Raw genomic sequence first — 18,881 nt, forward strand, 5'->3', positions numbered from 1 at the left:
GACATCTGACGATCAGTGAGCATTGAGCGTCCGAAACACGGACTCGAACTCGCCGCGTTGCGCCGCTTCGCTCAAATATTTGACCCGTTCGACATGGATTTCCGGCGGGGTGGGCTGTTGCCGCAGCAGCGCCATGGTTTCAGCGATATAGTCCGCGAGCGGCAGCGCGTTGGGGTTTTCCGCATGGCCGGGCATAAGGTCGGTCTGAACTGCCGGGGGCACGATTTCGATCACCTCGACGTTGCTGTCGTGCAGTTGCGCACGCAGAGACAAGGACCAGCTGTGAATGGCTGCCTTTGTGGCGCTATAGGTCGGGGTCGCCGCAAGAGGGACGAAGGCAAGGCCCGACGATACCGTCAGAATCGCGGACGCAGGCTGGGCTTGCAGATGGGGCAGCAATGCGTGGGCAAGCCGGATCGGGCCCAGCAGATTGGTGGCTATAGTCGCTTCCGCTATTTTGAGGTCGATGCGCTCCTCGACCACCATGATGCCCGCATTCAACACCACCGCGTTCAGTCCCGGAAAATCCGCAATCAGTTTTTGCGCGAAGGTGGGAATGGTCGCCGCATCTTCCACGTCCAGCGTCACTGCCGCCATGCCCGGGTGATCGGCAACCACGGCATCGAGCGCGGCCTGACGGCGACCGGCGATGATGACCTGATTGCCTGCCTCGTGAAATGCGTGCGCCAAGGCTGCGCCGATGCCCGATCCTCCGCCGGTGATCAGAATTGTGTTCCCTGTAGGTTGCATGACTGGCTCCTTCCGATTGGTGTGAAAACAGATTTAGCGCTATGCTCTCCTTTCGGAAGAGGGCACCGAGAAGTGCGGTAGTCACCGGAAGGTTAGAAATGGAAAAAGCGTTGGAAAATCGATTTAGCGCTGAAAATATTTCCGAAGCGGAGCAGTATCTGGATGCCGTGCCGCCGAGCGATATCGATCCGCGCGTGGAGCGACTCGTCAACGAACTGATCGGCCGGGTCGCCGACAAATGGACGATGCTGATCCTGGAACTGCTCGAGGAAAAAGGCACGTTGCGCTTCACGCAGATCGGACGGCAAGTGGAAGGCATCAGCCAGAAGATGCTGACTCAGACGCTGCGCCAGATGGAACGGGACGGACTGCTCACCCGCACCGTTCACCCGGTGGTGCCGCCGCGCGTCGATTATGCGCTAACGCCGCTCGGCAACAGCCTGAGCGCCGCCTTTTGCGGCGTGTGGGTCTGGGCCGAGCGCAACCTCGAAATAGTGGAAGCCGCGCGCGCCAGGTTCGACGCGCGCGGCTGACGGCCCTATTCGCCGGTCGTCGGCAGCGGCTGGACTTCCAGGCGCGGCGGCGCGCTATTGTCCGGCAATGTGCGGGCGGGTGCAGGCGGTCCGACGATCGCACCGGTCGAGGACGGCGGCAAAGGCTGTACGGTCGCAGAGGACGGGACGTTCGCGCCCATATCGCCCGGCAGCGATTGTACGGTCGTAGACGACGATGAGGTGGCGGCGCCCGCGGCATCTCCGGGCGGCGGAGCCTTTGCCTCCAAAGCACTGGAATAGCTTGGCTGCCATCCCGGCGGCGGCGCTTCGCCCGGCGGCTTGGGCGGCGGCGGCAAGGGCGTCGGCGACACGATGACCGTCACGGTGGCGCCGAAACGCGACTGCCATTCCGCCAGGCGGCGCAGATAATCTTCATAAGCGGCGTAAAATTCCTGGAACGGCTTTTCCAGTTCCTCAAGCCATTCCGGAGCCATCAGCAGCAATTGCGACGAGGGCGTGGAAAGCATCTTTGCGCCGACGGCGACGGCAACCGGACAGAAATGCTTGATGACCGGTGGCAGGGCGAAGAAATTATACACCACCGTATTCAGCCGTTCACGCGATCCGATAGCCGCATTGCCATAAGCGACCTTGTAGTTGCGATCGACGGCCGCGTTCGCGGCCTTGAGAACCGGACCATGGACTGCCAATAACTGGTTATACTGGTTGCGCGCGGTCGCGCCATATTTGTCGCAGTTGAGTGCCGCGACGTTGAGCGCCATGCGCACATGCCACAGCGCGGTGTTGGACGTGACGCCCCGGTTAGCGGTCAGATATTTGCCATCTTCATCCTTGGTCGGGATGGACATGCCCGCAGCGGCATTTTCCGGCGGCACGGGCCGGATGGTCGGCACGACGACGGGAGGAGGCGTAGGCGGCGGCGGCGGCGGCGGTGTCGAACAGGCAGCAAGAACCGCCAGCGAAACCAGGGAAATCCGGCCAGATAGTCGGCGCGAGACGAACATCAAATTCTCCGAGAGGATGATAGGCCGGTCATGCCGGGCAGTGGGCTCGAGGGGAATATGCCCAACACTCGGTTTACCGCAAGGTTTCAGGCGGCTCGCCGCGCCAACGCCTGCGCGGCCTCCTCCATCAGTTGTGCGATGATGGTGGCGACCGGCTCCTCCTTCGTCACCATGCCGACCGATTGACCGGCCATCAGCGAGCCGCCTTCGACATCGCCATCGATCACCGCGCGGCGCAAAGCGCCCGCCCAATAATGTTCGATCTGCAATTGCGCCTCCATCATTTCGATGGTTCCGCCATCAAGCAGATTGGCAACCTCGCGCTGCTTGGCGGTAAAGCTTTCGGTCCCGGCATTTTTAAGCGCGCGGACCGGAATGACCGGCAGTCGCGCGTCGATCTGCACGCTCGCCACCGCGTCGCGGGCCGAAGCACGGAAAAAAGCCTTTTTGAAATTGGGGTGGGCGATGCTTTCGGTCGCGCAGGCGAAACGGGTGCCAAGCTGCACCCCGGCCGCGCCCATTTCCAGATAGGCGGCGATCGCTTCGCCCCGGCCGATGCCGCCCGCGACGAAGACCGGCATTTGCTCCGCCATGTGTGGCAGGATTTCCTGCGCCAGGACGCTGGTGGAAACCGGGCCGATATGGCCGCCAGCCTCCATCCCTTCGACCACCAGCGCATCGACGCCCGAGCGCACCAACTTCTTGGCCAGGCTGAGCGCGGGCGCAAAGCAAATCAGCTTGGCGCCCTTCTGCTTGATCGCCTCGATGCTGCCCTTGGGCGGCAGGCCGCCGGCCAGCACGACATGCCCGACCTCATGGCGCGCGCACACGTCGATCAGGTCGAACAGCTGTGGGTGCATGGTGATGAGGTTGACGCCGAAGGGCCGGTCGGTCAGCGCTTTAGTCGCCGCGATCTCCCTATCCAGAAGTTCCGGCGTCATCGCCCCGCAGGCGATCACGCCAAAGCCGCCGGCGTTGGATATCGCCGCGACCAGATTGCGTTCGCTTACCCAGCTCATCGCGCCGCACAGGATCGCGGTTTCGCACCCTAGAAAATCCGTGCCGCGAGCCATGAGGGAGGCGAGTTTAGCGGTAGTCATGTATATATACTTCTTGTCGTCATCCCCGCGCAGGCGGGGATCCACCTACCGGCGCTGCGACCGGCGATGGGGTGTGAGATGGATTCCCGCCTTCGCGGGAATGACGCGTTTAGTAAAGAGGGAAGATCAGACCGCCGGCGCATCGAGCCCATAGGCGGTGTGCAGGACACGCACCGCCAGTTCGGTTTCATCCTCGTCGATCAGCACGCTGACCTTGATCTCGCTGGTGGAGATCGCCTCGATATTGATGCCGCGATCGGCCAGCGTCTTGAACATGGTCGCCGCGACGCCCGCATGGCTGCGCATGCCCACGCCCACGACGCTGATCTTGGCGACTTCGGTATCCGTGATGATGCGGCGAAAACCGATCTCTTCCTGGCGCGCTTCCAAAATGTCGACGCTGCGCGCCAGGTCGGCGCGCGGCACGGTGAAGGTCACGTCCGTTTCTTCCGTGTCCTTGCTGTCATTCTGGATGATCATGTCGACGTTGATCGCCGCATCCGCCAGCGGCGTGAAGATGCTGGCCACCGCGCCCGGCTTGTCAGGGACGCGCGTGACGATGATCTTCGCCTCATTCTTGTCATGGGCGATGCCGGTGATGAGCTGACGTTCCATCTTCGTTTCCTTGAGCTTGGCTTCCAGGTCTCCGTCGCTCACGATCAGCGTGCCGGGAAGGTCATCCTGGGTGGGTTCATCGAAGGAAGAAAGCACCTGCACGACCACGCCTTCCTTCATGGCGAGGCCGACCGAGCGTGTTTGCAGCACCTTGGCGCCGACCGAGGCCAGTTCGAGCATCTCTTCATAGGTGACGAGGTCGAGCTTGCGGGCGCGTGCAACGATGCGCGGATCGGTGGTATAGACGCCGTCAACGTCGGTGTAGATGTCGCAGCGGTCGGCCTTGATCGCCGCCGCCACGGCGACCGCCGACGTGTCGGATCCGCCGCGTCCCAGCGTGGACACCCGGCCATCGTCCATCATGCCCTGAAAACCCGGGATGACCGCGACCTGCCCCGCCTGCATCGCGGCAACCAGCGTGTCGGTTTCAATCGTTGAAATGCGCGCCTTGGCATGGGCCTCAATCGTGCGGATCGGCAATTGCCAACCCAGCCAGCTGCGCGCGTTTACACCCATCGACTTCAATGTCATGGCCAGCAGACCGCTCGTCACCTGTTCCCCGGATGCGACGACGACGTCATATTCGGCCGGGTCGTAAAGGGCAGAGGCTTCCTTGCAAAAACCGACCAGCCGATCGGTTTCGCCAGCCATGGCGGAGACGACGACAGCGACTTCATGCCCTTGTCCCACGACATATTTGACGCGCGCGGCCACGTTGCGAATTCGCTCCATCCCCGCCATGGAGGTGCCGCCGAATTTCATCACGATGCGCGCCATTTCTGTGCCGAACCTTGCCGTTATTATGAAAGAATATGTCCCCAAGGGGCGAAACGGCGCTTCTATTAGCAGCCGCGGTGGATATGGCAAGCAATCCGGAACCATGCGCGCCCATGATGGATGCACCTGTAGAGGTACTGCACGACGCTCTTGCTGAACCGTCTCTTTGCCCGTGGCATATCGGCTGCTAGAAGCATGGAACCCACCGATGAAGGCACATATGGCTGATAACGCTCAAGCGACGATCGATCCCAAAGAAGCCGCGCATTTCGGCGCTATGGCCGCCGACTGGTGGGACCCGCAGGGGTCGAGCGCGATGCTGCACAAGCTCAACCCGGTGCGGCTGCGCTATATCCGCGCCGCCATCGACCAGCAGTGGCCGGGTCGGGAAAAGGCATTCCGGCCGCTGGAGGGCCAGCGCGCGCTGGATGTCGGGTGCGGCGCCGGGTTGCTGACGGAACCGCTCGCAAGACTGGGCGCGTCTGTCACCGGACTGGACGCCGCGCCGGAAAATATCGCTGCCGCGCTCAGCCACGCCGAAAGTCAGGGCCTCACCATAGACTATCGCGCAACCCCGGTGGAAGAACTGGCGGAAGGCGGCTTTGACCTGGTGACGTCGATGGAAGTCATCGAGCATGTCGCCGATCCGGCGACCTTCGTGCGCGCGCTGGCAAGCAAAGTCTCGCCTGACGGCCTGCTGATCCTGTCCACGCCCAACCGGACGCCATTGTCGCGTATCGCGATGATCACCGTGGGCGAAAGCATTGGCGGCATTCCCAAAGGCACGCATGACTGGGGCAAATTCCTCACGCCCGAAGAACTCACGGCGTTGCTGGATGCGGCGGGAATGGACGTCATCGACAGCAGCGGGCTCAGTTTCGATCCCGCGCGCGGCTTTTGCCTGTCCGCGAACAAGGCGATCAATTATCTTCTGACCGCGCGGCCCAAGAATTGATCAGCGCAATCGCTGCGGCCGATAGCGGTCGATTGGCAGGGCGGCAATCGCAGTCGGCAATGGCGATCGCGTGATCAGCGCGTGTCCCAGAAGTGCGGCGGCCGGCGCGGTCTGAATGCCAAAGCCCCCCTGCCCGGCAAACCAGAAGAAGCCCGGCTGCACAGGATCATGGCCATAGATGGGGGCGCGATCGGGCGCAAAGCTGCGCAGCCCCGCCCAGCGATGCTCGATCCGCTCGACCGGCCAATCCACCACGGCTTCAAACCGGGCGACCGCTTCCGCCACCGCCAGTTCCTCCGGGGCGGCATCACAGGGCGGCGATGGCGCTTCGTCATGCGGTGTCAACCAGACGCGCCCCGGCCCTTCCGGCTTGAAATAGAAGCCCGCACGCAGGTCCATGACCAGCGGCAGATCGGCCGACAGCAAAGTGGGAACGCGCAATTGCACCACGGTGCGCCGCAAAGGCGTGATGCCGATAGGTGCGACGCCGCTGCGGCGGGCAATTTCATCGGCCCATGCGCCCGCTGCATTGACCAGCAGGCCACACTGCACGGCGCCCTGGGACGTCTGGATATGCCAGTTGCCTGCATCCGCTCGCGCTGACTCGAGGCGCGCATTCACCCATATCTCCCCGCCTTTCGCGGCGAAGCGACGGAGATAGGCCTGATGCAGCGCCGCCACGTCGATGTCGCGACAGCTTTCCTCCATCACGCCGATGGTCCAGTCCGACCGGAGGCCCGGCACCAACGGCGCCGGATCCACGGGTTCGAGCGTCACGGTTCCCGCGAATCGCTGCAACAAGGCGTCGCGCAGCGGCGCATCGCCGCTGCGCCCGACATGCAATGTGCGACGCGGCGAAAGGAACGTGCGATCGTGGAAATCAGGGTCGGGGGAGGCGAGCAGCGGCCCCGAGGCTGTCGTCAGCGGCTGCACCGCCGGGCCCCCATAGGTTTCTTCCCAGAATGCGACCGAACGACCCGTAGCGTGATAGCCCGGCTGCGGTTCCATCTCCAATATCAGGACCGAGGCATCGGCCGCGAGATGCGCGCCCAAACTAGCGCCCGCCATACCGCCGCCCACGATGACGATATCAAAAGTCTTCAACGGGCGGCCTCGTCCAGAAACGCTTCGATCCGGCCAAACGCATCACGCCGCACCGGATCGAGTTCGCGCAGTATCTCGTGCGCAGCCTCGCGACCATAGACATGCAGGCGCGCGTTCGGCAGGCGCGCTGCGACGCGGCGAATGGCCGCGGTTGAAACAAGCTGATCGGCCTGCGCCGCCAGGATCAGGATCGGGCATCGGACGCGCGACAGGTCGTCATCCTGTTGCAACGCATGCGTCGATTCGAGCGCCTGATTGACCCAGGCCCAGCTTGGTGGCCCCAGCGCAATCTCGCGGCTATGGTCGCGCCACCAGATTTCGTCGGCATAGCGTTCGGGGTCATGGGTCAATCGCTTCTGACGAATTCGGCGCTGACGCTCCGATTCCTCCTTTTGCGTCCAGGCGCGCCTGTCCCCCAGCCCCCGCCAGAGCATCATCCGCGCCACGGCTACCGCCAGCCAGCGCGGCATAGGCCCGGTGTGCACCCCCAGCATCGGCGCTGTCAGAATCGCAGCATCGGGCTGCGTCATGCCTTCGCTGAGCGCACGCAGCAGCATATGCCCGCCCATCGAATGTCCAAGCATCGCGGTCGGCCCTTCACCATCCGCGCGCCAGTCCCGTGCAAGGTCGCGCAAGTCCTTGATATAATTGGCAAAGTCCGGAATGTGCCCGCACAAAGGATCATCTGTCAGCCGTCCCGACCCGCCCTGCCCGCGCCAGTCGAACGCCGTGACGGCCCAGCCACGCCGCGCCATATGGTCGATCAGTTCAAGATATTTCTCGATCATGTCGCCGCGACCGTTGATGACCAGCAGTCGGCCCCGCGCGCCGTCGCCCAGACGATAGCGGCGGATTGGCCAGCCGTCCCGCGCCTGCCAGAAGTCCAGCCGCCCGTTCATCGGCCAGGCGCGCCGGTCGAACGGCTGGGAAGCGGGGAATAGCGGCGAATCCATCGCGCGCATGGTTACGGTTTGGTAAGCCATGCGGTCTAGGGAATAGTGCGCATGTCGGGGCAATATTTCCAGTGGGCGCTGATGATCGCTCTGTGCGCGCTGCTGATCGCCGCGGCGATTACCGACATGCGTTCCAGGATCATTTCCAACCGCCTGAATATGACCGTAGCCCTGCTGGCGCCGCTGTGGTGGCTGGCATGCGGACTGGATGTCTGGCCGGCCATGGCGACGCAGCTGTTACTCGGCGCGATCGTCTTCGTGCTTTTCGCCGCCCTGTTCGCGCTGGGCATGATGGGCGGAGGCGACGTCAAGCTGCTTGGCGCACTGGCATTGTGGTTTCCCTGGCAGGTGCTGATGGCGCTGGTCATGCTGATGGCGGTGCTGGGAGGAGCGGTGACGCTGGTCGTCCTGATCCACCACCGAATCGCTAAAAAAGCCGGACAACCCGAGATTCCTTATGGTGTCGCCATCTCGCTCGCCGCTCTGTGGGTGATTGGCGAACGATATCTTAACCAATTTGCGTGATGAGTGGGGCAATGGGGGCATGGCACCCGCTCGAGGGAGGCGTTTTTCGTCATGGATGCTAAGAAGATCGTGCTGCTTGTTGGCGCGCTGATCATAGCCGTTACAACAGCGCTGCTCGCGCGCAACATGCTAAGTTCGTCGAGCACGCCATCTGTTAATGCCGCCAATATGCCGGTCGAGGCTGACCAGCCGCATGTGCTGGTGGCCGTCAAGGCGTTGCCGGTCGGGACCATCCTCGATGCGGAAAGCTTCCGCTTCCAGCCCTGGCCCAAGGATCTTGTCGAGCAGGCCTATTATCTGCGCGGTCAGGCCGATCCGGCCAGACTGGCGGGCAGCGTCATCCGCACTGCCATCACGGCGGGGCAGCCGCTGACGCAAGGCTCACTCGTGAAGCCCGGCGATCGCGGCTTCCTGGCGGCCGCACTGGCGCCGGGTATGCGCGCCGTGACGGTGCCCGTGTCGGCCCAGACGTCCGTTGCCGGCTTCGTCTTTCCGGGCGACCGCATCGACCTGGTCCTGACGCAAAGCGTCGCGGGCGGCGGCGATGGCGAACCGCTCAAGGTGTCGGAAACCATCTTGCGCAACCTGCGCGTGCTGGCGACCGATCAGCGGATGGATGCGCTTGGCCCCGACGGAAAGCCCGTCGTCCAGACCTATTCCAACGTCACCTTGGAAGTGACGCCCAAGATCGCCGAGAAAATCGCGGTGGCGCAGACCGTCGGATCACTGTCGATGTCGCTGCGGTCGATGGCGGACACGCCGTCTGACCTCGACGCCGCCATTGCCGGCGCTGACGTCGACCTGCCCGAAGGCGCAAGCCCGGCGGCGGAAAAGGCGATCCTCGCCAAGCTCGCCGCGCGACCGGTCGACCGAGGCAGCACCTATTCTACGGGCGCGGACGTGTCGCGCTACCAGCGCAGCTCGGTCCCGGCCAAGGCAGAGGCTCCAGTGCCGCCCGCCATGGCCGCCAACGGCGCACCGGTCGGCACTGTCGCCTTCAAGGGGCCGACGATCCGGGTGGCGCGCGGCACCACTGTGACCGAAGTCCCGGTCGGGGGGAAGTAAGATGAAGCCTATGCACAAGCTTGCCGGTCCCGCGATTGCGATCGGCCTGGCGGTCGCCTGCGCCGCCGCACCCACCAGTGCGCTCAATGCCGCGACCTCCAGCATGCAGGACAATGCGATCCTGCTGTCCGTGGGCGGCAGCCGCGTCATCAACCTGCCGGCCAAGATGTCGGACGTGGTGATCGCCGACCCCGAAGTGGTCGACGTCCATGTCCGCTCGCAGAACCAGTTGTATCTGATCGCCAAGAAGGCGGGCGAAACCACGGTCTTCGCCACCGCCCCCAACGGCAAGGTACTGTTTTCAGGCACGGTCCGGGTCGGCAACAATATCACCAGCATCGACGACATGCTGCGCATCGCCATGCCGGGCGCGAATATCGCCGTGAACACGATGAATGGCATGGTGCTGCTGACCGGCACGATCCAGGCGCCGGAGGATGCCGCCGAGGTCGAACGGCTGACCCAGGCCTTTGTCGGAAAGGATGTGACGGTCGTCAGCCGCCTGCGCATGGCGACGCCTTTGCAGGTCATGCTTCAGGTCAAGATCGCCGAAGTCGCCAAGGATGTCGGCCACAAGATCGGCACCAATTTCGCGAGCGTCGATCGAAGCGGCGGCAAAGTTGCCGGCAATGTCGGCGGCGGTTTGCGGGACTTTGCGCAATATAATGCCGACACTAACAGCTGGGATTTCACCAATCCTATCGATGGCGGCTATAGCCTGGGTGGCGTCGCCCGCATCCTGGGCATGGACATTGCCGGGGCGCTGGACCTTGCCGAATCGAGCGGGCTTGCTTCCACGCTGGCGCAGCCCAACCTGACCGCATTGTCGGGCGAAACCGCCAGCTTCCTGGCGGGCGGCGAATATCCCTACACCGTTTCCAACGGGCTTCAGGGCAACAGCATCGAATTCAAGCAATATGGTGTGCAGCTGGCCTTCACGCCCACCGTGTTGGCCGATGGCCGCATTTCGCTGCGCGTCCGGCCGACGGTGTCCAGCCTCGACTTCTCGATCAACGCCAACGTGCCTGCGCTCAAGAGCCGCACCGCCGAAACGACGGTGGAACTGGGTTCCGGTCAGGCCTTCATGATCGCGGGCCTGCTGAACAACGAAGCGTCGAACAACGTGAACAAGGTTCCGGGCCTGGGCAACCTGCCGATCCTGGGCAGCCTGTTCAAGTCGCGCCAGTTCCAACGCAATGAAACCGAGCTGGTCATCGTCGTCACCCCCTATCTGGTGAAGCCGATGAATGCGTCGGACGTGCGCCTGCCCACAGATGGCTTCCGCAACGCCGATCTGGGCGAGGGCCTGTTCCTGCAACGCAGCCATAGCGGCACCAGCGGCGCGCGCCGCCCGATGCCCAGCCGCGCGCCCGGCGCTCCGATGCCGACACCCGGCCCGGAAGCATCGGCCGCATCGCCGCCGGTCGTCGCCCGCAAGGATGGCGATGCCGCTCCCGGCTTCAGTTTCTGACGGAAGGACCAAGGAAATGACCTCTCTGTCCCTCAAGACCCTGAGTGCTCTGGCCATGCTGGCCTTGCCTCTGGCGGCCTGCACGTCCGACAGCCCCAATCGTGGCGTCGAATCGGTGCATCAGCCGGTCGTGAGCCACGCCGCCTACACATTCGACGTGATGGCAGGCGCCGGCGACACGCTGCCGCCGGCCGAAGCCGCGCGCCTCAACGACTGGTTCGTGTCGATCGGCCTTGGCTATGGCGATCAGGTCGCCATCGTGAATGACGGCTATTATGGCCCGGCCCTGCGCGAAGGCATCGCCAATGTCGTGGCGCGCCACGGCCTGCTGGTCGCCGAAGACAGTTCGGCGATCGCCGGCGCTGCGCCACAGGGCAGCATCCGCCTGATCGTGCGCCGCGCCACCGCCAGCGTGCCGGGTTGCCCGGACTGGAGCGCCAAGCAGGAAAGCGAAATGACGCTGGGCACCTCGTCCAATTTCGGCTGCGGCGTGAACAGCAACCTGGCCGCCATGGTCGCCAATCCAGAGGATCTGGTGCGCGGCCAGTCGAGCGACAGCGATCTGCGCACCGCGACGTCCAACCGCGCCATTTCCACCTATCGGGAAAAGGCGCCCACCGGCGCGGGTGATCTCAAGCAGCTTCAGGCGGGAGGCCAGCAATAACATGAACGCACCCTGGAAACCGGGCGGCGCCCTGCGCGATCCGTTTCATGCCTTTGTCTGCGACGATCACAGCTTCGACGTGCTGCGCGCCGTCGCCGCCGAAATGGGCTGGGCGCCCGAAAAGGTGAACAAGGGCGGGATGCGCAATGCCGTCCAGACATTGTCCATCACGGCCTCGCCGCAAATCCTGTTCGTCGATATGTCCGAAAGCGGCGACCCGCTCAACGACATCAACAGCCTGGCGGAAGTGTGCGAACCCGGCACGGTGGTTATCGCCGCCGGCCAGGTCAATGACGTCCGCCTCTATCGCGATCTCGTCGCCAGCGGCATTCAGGATTATCTGCTGAAACCCTTTGGCGCGGACCAGTTGCGCGATGCATTGGCGCAAGCGCAGGCGGTGTTCATGGCGCCGCGCGACGCGGGGCCTGAACGGCCGCACTGCACGATGGCGGTCATCGGCACGCGCGGGGGCGTCGGCGCATCCAGCATCGCCACGTCGCTTGCCTGGATGCTGTCGGACAAGAAGAAGCGGGCGACCGCCCTGCTGGACCTTGACGTGCATTTCGGCACCAACGCGCTGGCGCTGGACCTGGAACCGGGCCGTGGCCTGACCGACGCGATCGAAAATCCCAGCCGCATCGACGGCCTGTTCATTGAACGCGCAATGGTGCGCGCCAGCGACACGCTGGCGATCCTGTCGGCCGAAGCGCCGATCAGCCAGCCGATGCTCACCGATGGCGGCGCTTTCTACCAGTTGTTGGAGGAATTCCACACCGCCTTCGAATGCAGCGTCATCGACCTGCCGCGCGGCATGTTGATCCAGCATCCGCATCTGATGGGGGACGTGAACACGGCGCTGGTCGTGACCGAACTCACATTGGCGGCCGCGCGCGACACCATTCGCATCCTGTCCTGGCTCAAGACCAATGCACCCCAGGCGCGCGCCATCGTCGTCGCCAACAAGGTGCAGACCGGCTCCCCGGAAATCAGCCGCAAGGATTTCGAGCAGTCGATCGAGCGCAAGGTCGATATCCTGATCCCGTTCGACCTGCGCGTCGCTTCGCAGGCGGCGAAGCTGGGCAAGACGATGGCCGACGTTGCAAAGGGCAGCAAGGTGGGCGCGGCCTGCGCCGCGCTGCTGAACGAAGCGCTGGGTTCAGAGGACAAGGACGGGGACGTGCGCCCATCAGGCAAGGGCGAATCCCTGCTCAACAAGATCGACCTCAAGGGCATGCTGGCGGCGCGCCGCAAGGACAAGGTCGCGAGCGAAGACTGAGGAATGCGCGCCGCCCATTGGACGGGCGGCCGATAGCGGACGGGGCGAATGCATGGACGGCAATGTCATCTTGATCGCAGTGCTATTGGCGGCGATGCTGGGGATGGTGGCGATGGCCTTTGCCGGTCCGTCGCCCGAAAAGGCGCGCAAGCGCCGCGTCGCCACGATCCGCGGCCGTCATGGCGAATCGGCCGAGGCCTTACTGGAAGCGCGCATGCGCCGGGCGATTTCCAATCGTCCCACCGGAGCCGAGGCCAAGATGCTGGTGTCTCTGGTGCCAAACCCGGACAATCTGACCAAGCGCATCAAGATGACTGGCAAGAAATGGACGCTCAGTCAGTATATGACGGCGTGCGCAATCATCTTTCTGCTGATCACCGCCTTGTTGGCCCTGCGCGGATTTCCATTTTTCTTTGCCATGCTGGTCGGCGCGGCGGCTGGTCTTGGACTGCCGCACTGGTGGGTCGGGCGCCTGATCACGAAGCGGGTCAGCCAGTTCAATGCGAAATTTCCCGATGCGCTGGAATTGCTTACGCGCGGCCTGCGTTCGGGCCTGCCGATCGCCGAGACGCTGGGCGTGGTATCGAATGAGATTCCCGGCCCCGTGGGCGAGGAGTTCAAGCTCATCACTGAACGCATCAAGATCGGCCGGACGATGGAGCAAGCATTGCAGGAAACCGCCGACCGGCTGGGCACGGCGGAATTCCAGTTCTTCGTCATCACGCTGTCGATCCAGCGCGAAACGGGCGGCAACCTGGCCGAAACCTTGTCGAACCTGGCCACAGTGCTGCGCCAGCGATCGCAGATGAAGCTCAAGATTCGCGCCATGTCGTCGGAATCAAAAGCGTCGGCCTACATTATCGGCGTGCTGCCGTTCCTGGTGTTCGGCATGATCTGCTACATCAATTTCGACTATATGAAGCCCTTTTTCACGCCCGATCCAGTCGGGATTTTCGGGCTGAGCACGATGCAGGTCATTGGCATCGGCGGCATGTGCTGGATGGGCATTGGCGCATTCATCATGGCCCAGATGATCAATTTCGAAATTTGATGGCGAGGCATTAGGATATGGAAGCCCCTACCCCCGCCGGCACCTTGTTCGGCATGACCGCCACCGATTTCGGCACGCTGCTGGCTGGCCTTGCGACACTTGCCGTCCTGTTCGCGCTCTACGCCGTGATGACGGTGCGCGATCCCATGGCGAAGCGAGTGAAGGCGCTGAACGAACGGCGCGAACAACTGAAGGCCGGCATCACCGCCTCCACCGCCAAGCGCCGCGCCAAGCTGGTCAAGTCCAACCAGACGACGGACCAGATGCGGTCCTTCCTCTCCAGCCTCAAGGTGCTGCAGGACGACCAGCTCAAGGATGTGCAGGTGCGCCTGGCGCAGGCCGGCATTCGATCTAAGGATCTGGCGGTTGCGGTCATTTTCGGCCGCATGATCCTGCCGATCGCGATCGGCGGCATGGCCGCGATCCTGCTCTACGGCGTGGGCATCCTGCCTGAATGGGGTCCGATGAAGCGCTTCTTCGCCTTCGCGGTGGCTCTGCTCTTGTCCTACAAGGCGCCCGACCTGTTCATCGACAACAAGGTGCAGAAGCGATCGGCTGCGATCCGCAAGGGGTTGCCGGACGCGCTCGACCTGCTGGTCATCTGCGCCGAGGCGGGCTTGACCGTGGACGCCGCCTTTGCGCGTGTCGCCCGCGAACTGGGCAAGGCCTATCCCGAACTGGGCGACGAATTTCACCTGACCGCAATTGAGCTGAGCTTTCTGACCGAACGGCGCATGGCGTTCGAAAATCTTGCCTCTCGCGTGAAGCTGGATGCGGTCAAAGGCGTGGTCACGACCATGATCCAGACCGAGAAATATGGCACGCCCCTGGCGTCGGCGCTACGCGTCCTGTCCGCCGAATTTCGCCACGAACGCATGATGCGCGCAGAAGAAAAGGCCGCGCGCCTGCCGGCCATCATGACCGTTCCGCTGATTCTCTTCATTCTGCCGACCCTGTTCGTCGTCATCCTGGGTCCGGCAGCCTGTTCGATCAGCGCGGCTTTCTAAGGCGCCTGTCATGGGGCGGTTGCCGTAGCGTCAGTCGCGGCATCGCCCTCCCAAGGATAAAGCGCTGGCGCAAAGGGCTTTCCTCCTCTATTTTACGCTAACGTAAAAGGAAAGAAGAGAGGATCGCATGTCCATCATCCGCACCATTGCCCCTGTCGCTGCGCTGGCGTTCGGCGCTCTTGCCGCGCTCCCAGCGCAGGCGGCGCAGCCGGTAACGGGCCGCTGGGCCACCGTCGATGGCAAGGCGATTGTCAACATCGCGCCCTGCGGCAAGCATATGTGCGGCCGGATCGAAAAAATCGTGAAGCCCACGCCCGGCCGTCCGCAGACCGACATCAAGAATCCCGATCCGGCGCTGCGGTCCAAGCCATTGGTGGGTCTGGCACTGTTGTCGGGCTTCAAGGACGAGGGCGATCTCTGGAAGGGCACGATCTACGATCCGGAAAGCGGCAAGAGCTACAGCAGCAAGATCAGCCGCAACAAGGACGGGACGCTCAAGGTGCAGGGCTGCATCGCCTTTTTCTGCAAGACGCAGACCTGGACGCCGGTACGCTGACAGCGGACATCGGCAAAAGGGATTAGACACGCGCGTCGAGGCCAGTGCGCCTCGACATAATCGGACAGTTGGGCCAAGGGCGAGCGATGATCGGGCTCGTCGCTTCGCTTTTATTCGTTCTCATCTGGTCGACCGGCTTCATCGTGGCGCGGGCGGTGGTGCCCCATGGCGCGCCTGAGCTGGTGCTGGCGATTCGGCTGGGCGCCACGACATGTTTGCTTGCAGGCGCGGCCGCCTTTGCCGGACAAAGCTGGCCGCGTGGCCGTTGGCTGGGATTGCATCTGGCGGCCGGTGCCATGCTGCACGGCCTTTATCTGACAGTCAGTTGGTGGTCAGTCAGCCGGGGCATGCCGGCGGGGATCATGTCGCTGTTGGGCGCGACGCAGCCGTTGATGGTGGCAGTGGCTAGTGTGGCGCTTCTGGGCGATCGTCTGCCCGGGCGGAGCTGGCTGGGCCTGTTCATCGCGATCACTGGCGTTGTTTGCGTCCTGATGCCCGCGATCGAAAGCAGCGACACGACCGCAGTGCCAGTCATCCCGGTGTTGGCCGGCATCTTCGCCATCATCGCCATGACGGGAGGCACGCTCATCCAGCGCGGCCAGATTGCCAGCGACCCGATCCTGATGTCAGGCGCGGCGCAGAACCTGGGTGGCACCATCGTCGCGGTTTCGGCAACGCTGATCGTTGGTGAATGGCGGTGGGACAATGACCCGATTTTATGGATCGGCCTTGGCTGGTCCGTGCTTGGCTTGTCCGCCGGCGGTCTCAGCCTGTTGGTCTGGCTGGTACGGCATCAGGGGCCGACGGCCATGTCGATGCTGTTGCTGCTCGTGCCGCCGCTGGCCGCGATCGAGGCCTGGGCGCTGTTCGGCGAACAGCTGGGGCCGGTGCAGCTCATCGGATTCGCCCTGGCGCTGGGCGGCGTGCTGCTCGGTCGCTCGCAGGGCCGCGCCAAGGTTCGCGACGCCGCTGCCGAACTGGTCGAGCCGGCTTGATCGTCACATAAACGTCATCGCCTGCAACATCGTCGTCATGATCGCGCGCTATGCGGCGGCATGAGCAAGCGTCCGCCGTCCCTTCCCGCCCAGTCCGCCGACCTGGCGATGCAGATGGCGCTTCGCCAGATCGACTTCAGTCGCGCGCCGGCGTCGCGCCCGGCCGTGCCCGTCGCCAAGCAGGCTGCGCCCGCGCCCCCTTCCGACGAGCATCGGCTGGCGCTGCGCCGGCGCGACTGGCTGGCCGACGTGCAGGAGGCGCAGCGCGCCTTGTCGCCCTATGCATCGGGCCTGCTGACGGCCGAAAACCTGTCGGGTGAGGAATTTCTCCACAGCTTCTACGCGCCGGGCCGCCCGGTACTGATCAAGGAAGCGATGACCGGCTGGCCGGCGCTGGAACGCTGGACGCCGGACTATCTCGCCGACCGGATCGGCGACGCGCAGATCGAATATCAGGGCGGTCGCTCCAGTGCTGCCGACTATGAGCTGAAGAAGGAGCGACACCGCAAGCTGGCGACCTTCCGCCACTTCATCGACGTTGTGCGGGCGGGCGGCAACGACGCCTATCTGACCGCGTCGAACAGCGCCACCAATGCGCCCGCGCTGGCGCCCCTGGATGAGGATCTCGGCCATCTCGACGCCTATCTGCGCCAGCCGCAGGGCATGTTGTGGATCGGCGGCGCGGGCGCCTTCACCCCGCTGCATTTCGACCTCACCAACAATTTGCTGGCGCAAGTCACCGGCACCAAGCGGCTGATCCTGATCCCGCCTTCGCAAACGCGGTGGCTCGCGCATCGCAGGCATGTGTTCAGCGACGTACGCGACGTAACGGACGAGGCCCAGCTAAAGCGGTTTCCGCAAGCGCGCGACGTGCTGCGTTATGAGGTGCAGCTGACGCCGGGCGACCTGCTCTTCATCCCGATCGGCTGGTGGCACCAGGTGCGGTCGGAAAGCTTCTCGACGATGCTCACCTATACCAGTTTTCACTGGCCCAACGCGGGCCATGAAAATTATCCCGCCGGCTGATCAGGCCTCGCGCAGCCGCTCATGATGGCGGATCACTTCATCGATGATGAAACGCAGAAACTTCTCGGTGAAGTCGGGGTCCAGCTTCGCGTCCGCCGCCAATTGCCGCAATCGCGCAATCTGTCGCTCTTCTCGGCCCGGATCGGCCGGCGGCAGATCATGGGTCGCCTTATATTCGCCGACCGCCTGCGTGACCTTGAACCGTTCGGCGAGCATGAACACCAGCGCCGCGTCGATATTGTCGATGCTTTCGCGGTAGCGTTTCAACGTCTCGTCCATGGGCCGGCTCCTTGGGTTGGTTGCGGCGCTTTTTGCTGCTTGCGGGCCGGCGTGCAAGCTATTCCCGCTTGCCTTTGCGCTTTTGCACCGCCACATGATCGCGGTCATGACAGCACCTGCCCCCGGTAACGTCCATCCTATTGGCCGCGCTTCGAGCGCGCCGTCGCTTGACCCCATCATGAACCTGGTTGCCGACGGCATGAACCAGGTCAATGCCGTGATCCTGGATAGGATGCAGTCCCGCATCCCGCTGATCCCGGAACTGGCGGGACATCTTATCGCTGGCGGCGGCAAGAGGCTGCGGCCGATGCTGACGCTCGCCTGCGCCGACCTGGTCGGCTATGCCGGGGCGCGCCACTACAAGCTGGCCGCGGCTGTCGAGTTCATCCATACCGCGACGCTTCTTCATGACGATGTCGTCGATGGATCGGGCATGCGGCGTGGCCGCAAGACCGCCAACATCATCTGGGGCAACAGCGCCAGCGTCCTGGTCGGCGATTTTCTCTTTTCCCGCTCTTTCGAACTGATGGTCGAGGCGGAATCGCTCAAGGTGCTCAAGATCCTGTCCGGCGCGTCAGCCGTGATCGCCGAAGGAGAAGTCAACCAGTTGACCGCCCAGCGCAAGATCGACACGAGCGAGGAACAATATCTCGATATTATCGGCGCCAAGACCGCCGCGCTGTTCGCCGCTGCCTGCCGCATTTCCGCTGTCGTCGCCGATCGCAGCGAGGCTGAAGAACAGGCGCTCGACGTCTATGGCCGCAACCTGGGCATTGCATTCCAGTTGATCGATGACGCGATCGACTATGAATCGGACGAAGCGACGATGGGCAAGGATGCGGGCGACGATTTCCGCGACGGCAAGGTGACGCTGCCTGTCATCCTCGCCTATGCGCGGGGAAGCGAGGCGGACCGCGCTTTCTGGAAGGCGGCGATTGCCGGCCACCGCGTCAGCGATGCGGACCTTGCCCACGCCACCGGCCTGCTGCGCCAGACCGGGGCTATTGCCGATACGCTGGCGCGCGCGCGTCATTATGGCCAGCGGGCGATCGATGCGCTGGGGATGTTTGATGCCGGCCGGGCCAAAGCGGCCCTTACCGAAGCGGTCGAATTTGCGATAGCGCGGGCCTATTGAGGGGAACGGCATCGCCGTTCTCCTCCCCAACCATCCACGCGGATTTGCCCATCACCGC

General features: G+C 63.8%; 20 protein-coding genes. 13 read left to right on the forward strand and 7 right to left on the reverse strand.

Features of this window, described 5'->3' with window-relative positions:
- Positions 1-12 precede the first annotated feature (12 nt).
- A complete protein-coding gene (locus B2V90_RS12705) occupies positions 13-750 on the reverse strand; it encodes an SDR family oxidoreductase (RefSeq protein WP_228220704.1) in 738 nt (245 codons plus the stop codon).
- Between the two features lie 98 nt (positions 751-848).
- Here B2V90_RS12705 and B2V90_RS12710 point away from each other — a divergent pair, with 98 nt between their 5' ends.
- Positions 849-1,283: a winged helix-turn-helix transcriptional regulator gene (locus tag B2V90_RS12710; RefSeq protein WP_228220703.1), complete on the forward strand. Its 435-nt coding sequence runs from the start codon at positions 849-851 to the stop codon at positions 1,281-1,283.
- 5 nt (positions 1,284-1,288) lie between these two features.
- Here the strand turns inward: B2V90_RS12710 and B2V90_RS12715 are convergent, their stop codons facing one another.
- From B2V90_RS12715 to B2V90_RS12725, 3 genes are all read right to left on the reverse strand, one after another.
- On the reverse strand, positions 1,289-2,269 hold the full coding sequence (locus B2V90_RS12715) for a hypothetical protein (RefSeq protein ID WP_228220702.1): 981 nt from the start codon (positions 2,267-2,269) through the stop codon (positions 1,289-1,291).
- An 86-nt stretch (positions 2,270-2,355) separates the two neighbouring features.
- Positions 2,356-3,369 (reverse strand): NAD(P)H-dependent flavin oxidoreductase, encoded by a 1,014-nt coding sequence (locus B2V90_RS12720; protein ID WP_228220701.1) that lies wholly within the window; start codon positions 3,367-3,369, stop codon positions 2,356-2,358.
- Positions 3,370-3,495: 126 nt separating this feature from the next.
- Complete coding sequence (locus tag B2V90_RS12725; RefSeq protein WP_009822478.1) at positions 3,496-4,761, reverse strand: aspartate kinase; 1,266 nt, start codon at positions 4,759-4,761, stop codon at positions 3,496-3,498.
- Positions 4,762-4,981: 220 nt separating this feature from the next.
- Between B2V90_RS12725 and ubiG the strand changes: the two genes are divergently transcribed.
- The gene (gene ubiG, locus B2V90_RS12730; RefSeq protein WP_228220873.1) at positions 4,982-5,716 is read left to right on the forward strand and encodes a bifunctional 2-polyprenyl-6-hydroxyphenol methylase/3-demethylubiquinol 3-O-methyltransferase UbiG; all 735 of its coding nucleotides are present in this window, start codon (positions 4,982-4,984) and stop codon (positions 5,714-5,716) included.
- Here ubiG and B2V90_RS12735 read toward each other — a convergent pair whose 3' ends face one another.
- Positions 5,717-6,820 carry an NAD(P)/FAD-dependent oxidoreductase gene (locus B2V90_RS12735; RefSeq protein WP_228220700.1) on the reverse strand — a complete coding sequence of 368 codons (1,104 nt, stop codon included), beginning with the start codon at positions 6,818-6,820 and terminating at the stop codon, positions 5,717-5,719.
- Positions 6,817-7,773: an alpha/beta fold hydrolase gene (locus tag B2V90_RS12740; protein ID WP_414711605.1), complete on the reverse strand. Its 957-nt coding sequence runs from the start codon at positions 7,771-7,773 to the stop codon at positions 6,817-6,819. Before B2V90_RS12740 ends, B2V90_RS12735 begins: the two co-directional genes overlap by 4 nt.
- A 51-nt stretch (positions 7,774-7,824) precedes the next feature.
- Between B2V90_RS12740 and B2V90_RS12745 the strand changes: the two genes are divergently transcribed.
- From B2V90_RS12745 to B2V90_RS12790, 10 genes are all read left to right on the forward strand, one after another.
- On the forward strand, positions 7,825-8,298 hold the full coding sequence (locus B2V90_RS12745; protein ID WP_228220699.1) for an A24 family peptidase: 474 nt from the start codon (positions 7,825-7,827) through the stop codon (positions 8,296-8,298).
- 51 nt (positions 8,299-8,349) lie between these two features.
- Complete coding sequence (gene cpaB / locus B2V90_RS12750; RefSeq protein WP_009822483.1) at positions 8,350-9,363, forward strand: Flp pilus assembly protein CpaB; 1,014 nt, start codon at positions 8,350-8,352, stop codon at positions 9,361-9,363.
- A 10-nt stretch (positions 9,364-9,373) separates the two neighbouring features.
- Positions 9,374-10,834, forward strand: coding sequence for a type II and III secretion system protein family protein (locus B2V90_RS12755; RefSeq protein ID WP_228220871.1), 1,461 nt, complete (start codon positions 9,374-9,376; stop codon positions 10,832-10,834).
- A gap of 16 nt (positions 10,835-10,850) precedes the next feature.
- Positions 10,851-11,498, forward strand: coding sequence for a CpaD family pilus assembly protein (locus tag B2V90_RS12760; protein WP_228220698.1), 648 nt, complete (start codon positions 10,851-10,853; stop codon positions 11,496-11,498).
- 1 nt (position 11,499) lies between these two features.
- The gene (locus B2V90_RS12765) at positions 11,500-12,774 is read left to right on the forward strand and encodes a pilus assembly protein CpaE (RefSeq protein WP_009822486.1); all 1,275 of its coding nucleotides are present in this window, start codon (positions 11,500-11,502) and stop codon (positions 12,772-12,774) included.
- A 52-nt stretch (positions 12,775-12,826) separates the two neighbouring features.
- Positions 12,827-13,825 (forward strand): type II secretion system F family protein, encoded by a 999-nt coding sequence (locus B2V90_RS12770; RefSeq protein WP_009822487.1) that lies wholly within the window; start codon positions 12,827-12,829, stop codon positions 13,823-13,825.
- Positions 13,826-13,842: 17 nt separating this feature from the next.
- On the forward strand, positions 13,843-14,832 hold the full coding sequence (locus B2V90_RS12775) for a type II secretion system F family protein (protein WP_009822488.1): 990 nt from the start codon (positions 13,843-13,845) through the stop codon (positions 14,830-14,832).
- 127 nt (positions 14,833-14,959) lie between these two features.
- Positions 14,960-15,388, forward strand: coding sequence for a DUF2147 domain-containing protein (locus B2V90_RS12780; RefSeq protein WP_009822489.1), 429 nt, complete (start codon positions 14,960-14,962; stop codon positions 15,386-15,388).
- An 86-nt stretch (positions 15,389-15,474) separates the two neighbouring features.
- On the forward strand, positions 15,475-16,383 hold the full coding sequence (locus tag B2V90_RS12785) for a DMT family transporter (protein WP_228220697.1): 909 nt from the start codon (positions 15,475-15,477) through the stop codon (positions 16,381-16,383).
- Positions 16,384-16,443: 60 nt separating this feature from the next.
- Complete coding sequence (locus B2V90_RS12790) at positions 16,444-17,409, forward strand: cupin-like domain-containing protein (RefSeq protein WP_228220696.1); 966 nt, start codon at positions 16,444-16,446, stop codon at positions 17,407-17,409.
- On the opposite strand, the gene B2V90_RS12795 is transcribed toward B2V90_RS12790, so the two are convergent.
- Complete coding sequence (locus B2V90_RS12795) at positions 17,410-17,688, reverse strand: chorismate mutase (protein WP_009822492.1); 279 nt, start codon at positions 17,686-17,688, stop codon at positions 17,410-17,412.
- A 106-nt stretch (positions 17,689-17,794) separates the two neighbouring features.
- Between B2V90_RS12795 and B2V90_RS12800 the strand changes: the two genes are divergently transcribed.
- On the forward strand, positions 17,795-18,823 hold the full coding sequence (locus B2V90_RS12800; RefSeq protein WP_037543445.1) for a polyprenyl synthetase family protein: 1,029 nt from the start codon (positions 17,795-17,797) through the stop codon (positions 18,821-18,823).
- The last annotated feature ends 58 nt before the right edge of the window (positions 18,824-18,881 follow it).

This window comes from Sphingobium sp. UBA5915 (genome assembly GCF_002431195.1).
Lineage (GTDB): Bacteria > Pseudomonadota > Alphaproteobacteria > Sphingomonadales > Sphingomonadaceae > Sphingobium > Sphingobium soli.

What these genes read in the sequence shown, in the direction of transcription:
- B2V90_RS12790 (WP_228220696.1), top strand. Translation starts at nt 16,444, where the DNA reads ATGAGCAAGCGTCCGCCGTCCCTTCCCGCCCAGTCCGCCGACCTGGCG.
- B2V90_RS12800 (WP_037543445.1), top strand. Translation starts at nt 17,795, where the DNA reads ATGACAGCACCTGCCCCCGGTAACGTCCATCCTATTGGCCGCGCTTCG.
- B2V90_RS12755 (WP_228220871.1), top strand. Translation starts at nt 9,374, where the DNA reads ATGCACAAGCTTGCCGGTCCCGCGATTGCGATCGGCCTGGCGGTCGCC.
- ubiG (WP_228220873.1), top strand. Translation starts at nt 4,982, where the DNA reads ATGGCTGATAACGCTCAAGCGACGATCGATCCCAAAGAAGCCGCGCAT.
- B2V90_RS12740 (WP_414711605.1), bottom strand. Translation starts at nt 7,773, where the DNA reads ATGGATTCGCCGCTATTCCCCGCTTCCCAGCCGTTCGACCGGCGCGCC.
- B2V90_RS12760 (WP_228220698.1), top strand. Translation starts at nt 10,851, where the DNA reads ATGACCTCTCTGTCCCTCAAGACCCTGAGTGCTCTGGCCATGCTGGCC.
- B2V90_RS12780 (WP_009822489.1), top strand. Translation starts at nt 14,960, where the DNA reads ATGTCCATCATCCGCACCATTGCCCCTGTCGCTGCGCTGGCGTTCGGC.
- B2V90_RS12720 (WP_228220701.1), bottom strand. Translation starts at nt 3,369, where the DNA reads ATGACTACCGCTAAACTCGCCTCCCTCATGGCTCGCGGCACGGATTTT.
- B2V90_RS12710 (WP_228220703.1), top strand. Translation starts at nt 849, where the DNA reads ATGGAAAAAGCGTTGGAAAATCGATTTAGCGCTGAAAATATTTCCGAA.
- B2V90_RS12775 (WP_009822488.1), top strand. Translation starts at nt 13,843, where the DNA reads ATGGAAGCCCCTACCCCCGCCGGCACCTTGTTCGGCATGACCGCCACC.
- cpaB (WP_009822483.1), top strand. Translation starts at nt 8,350, where the DNA reads ATGGATGCTAAGAAGATCGTGCTGCTTGTTGGCGCGCTGATCATAGCC.
- B2V90_RS12725 (WP_009822478.1), bottom strand. Translation starts at nt 4,761, where the DNA reads ATGGCGCGCATCGTGATGAAATTCGGCGGCACCTCCATGGCGGGGATG.
- B2V90_RS12770 (WP_009822487.1), top strand. Translation starts at nt 12,827, where the DNA reads ATGGACGGCAATGTCATCTTGATCGCAGTGCTATTGGCGGCGATGCTG.
- B2V90_RS12715 (WP_228220702.1), bottom strand. Translation starts at nt 2,269, where the DNA reads ATGTTCGTCTCGCGCCGACTATCTGGCCGGATTTCCCTGGTTTCGCTG.
- B2V90_RS12745 (WP_228220699.1), top strand. Translation starts at nt 7,825, where the DNA reads ATGTCGGGGCAATATTTCCAGTGGGCGCTGATGATCGCTCTGTGCGCG.
- B2V90_RS12765 (WP_009822486.1), top strand. Translation starts at nt 11,500, where the DNA reads ATGAACGCACCCTGGAAACCGGGCGGCGCCCTGCGCGATCCGTTTCAT.
- B2V90_RS12795 (WP_009822492.1), bottom strand. Translation starts at nt 17,688, where the DNA reads ATGGACGAGACGTTGAAACGCTACCGCGAAAGCATCGACAATATCGAC.
- B2V90_RS12705 (WP_228220704.1), bottom strand. Translation starts at nt 750, where the DNA reads ATGCAACCTACAGGGAACACAATTCTGATCACCGGCGGAGGATCGGGC.
- B2V90_RS12785 (WP_228220697.1), top strand. Translation starts at nt 15,475, where the DNA reads ATGATCGGGCTCGTCGCTTCGCTTTTATTCGTTCTCATCTGGTCGACC.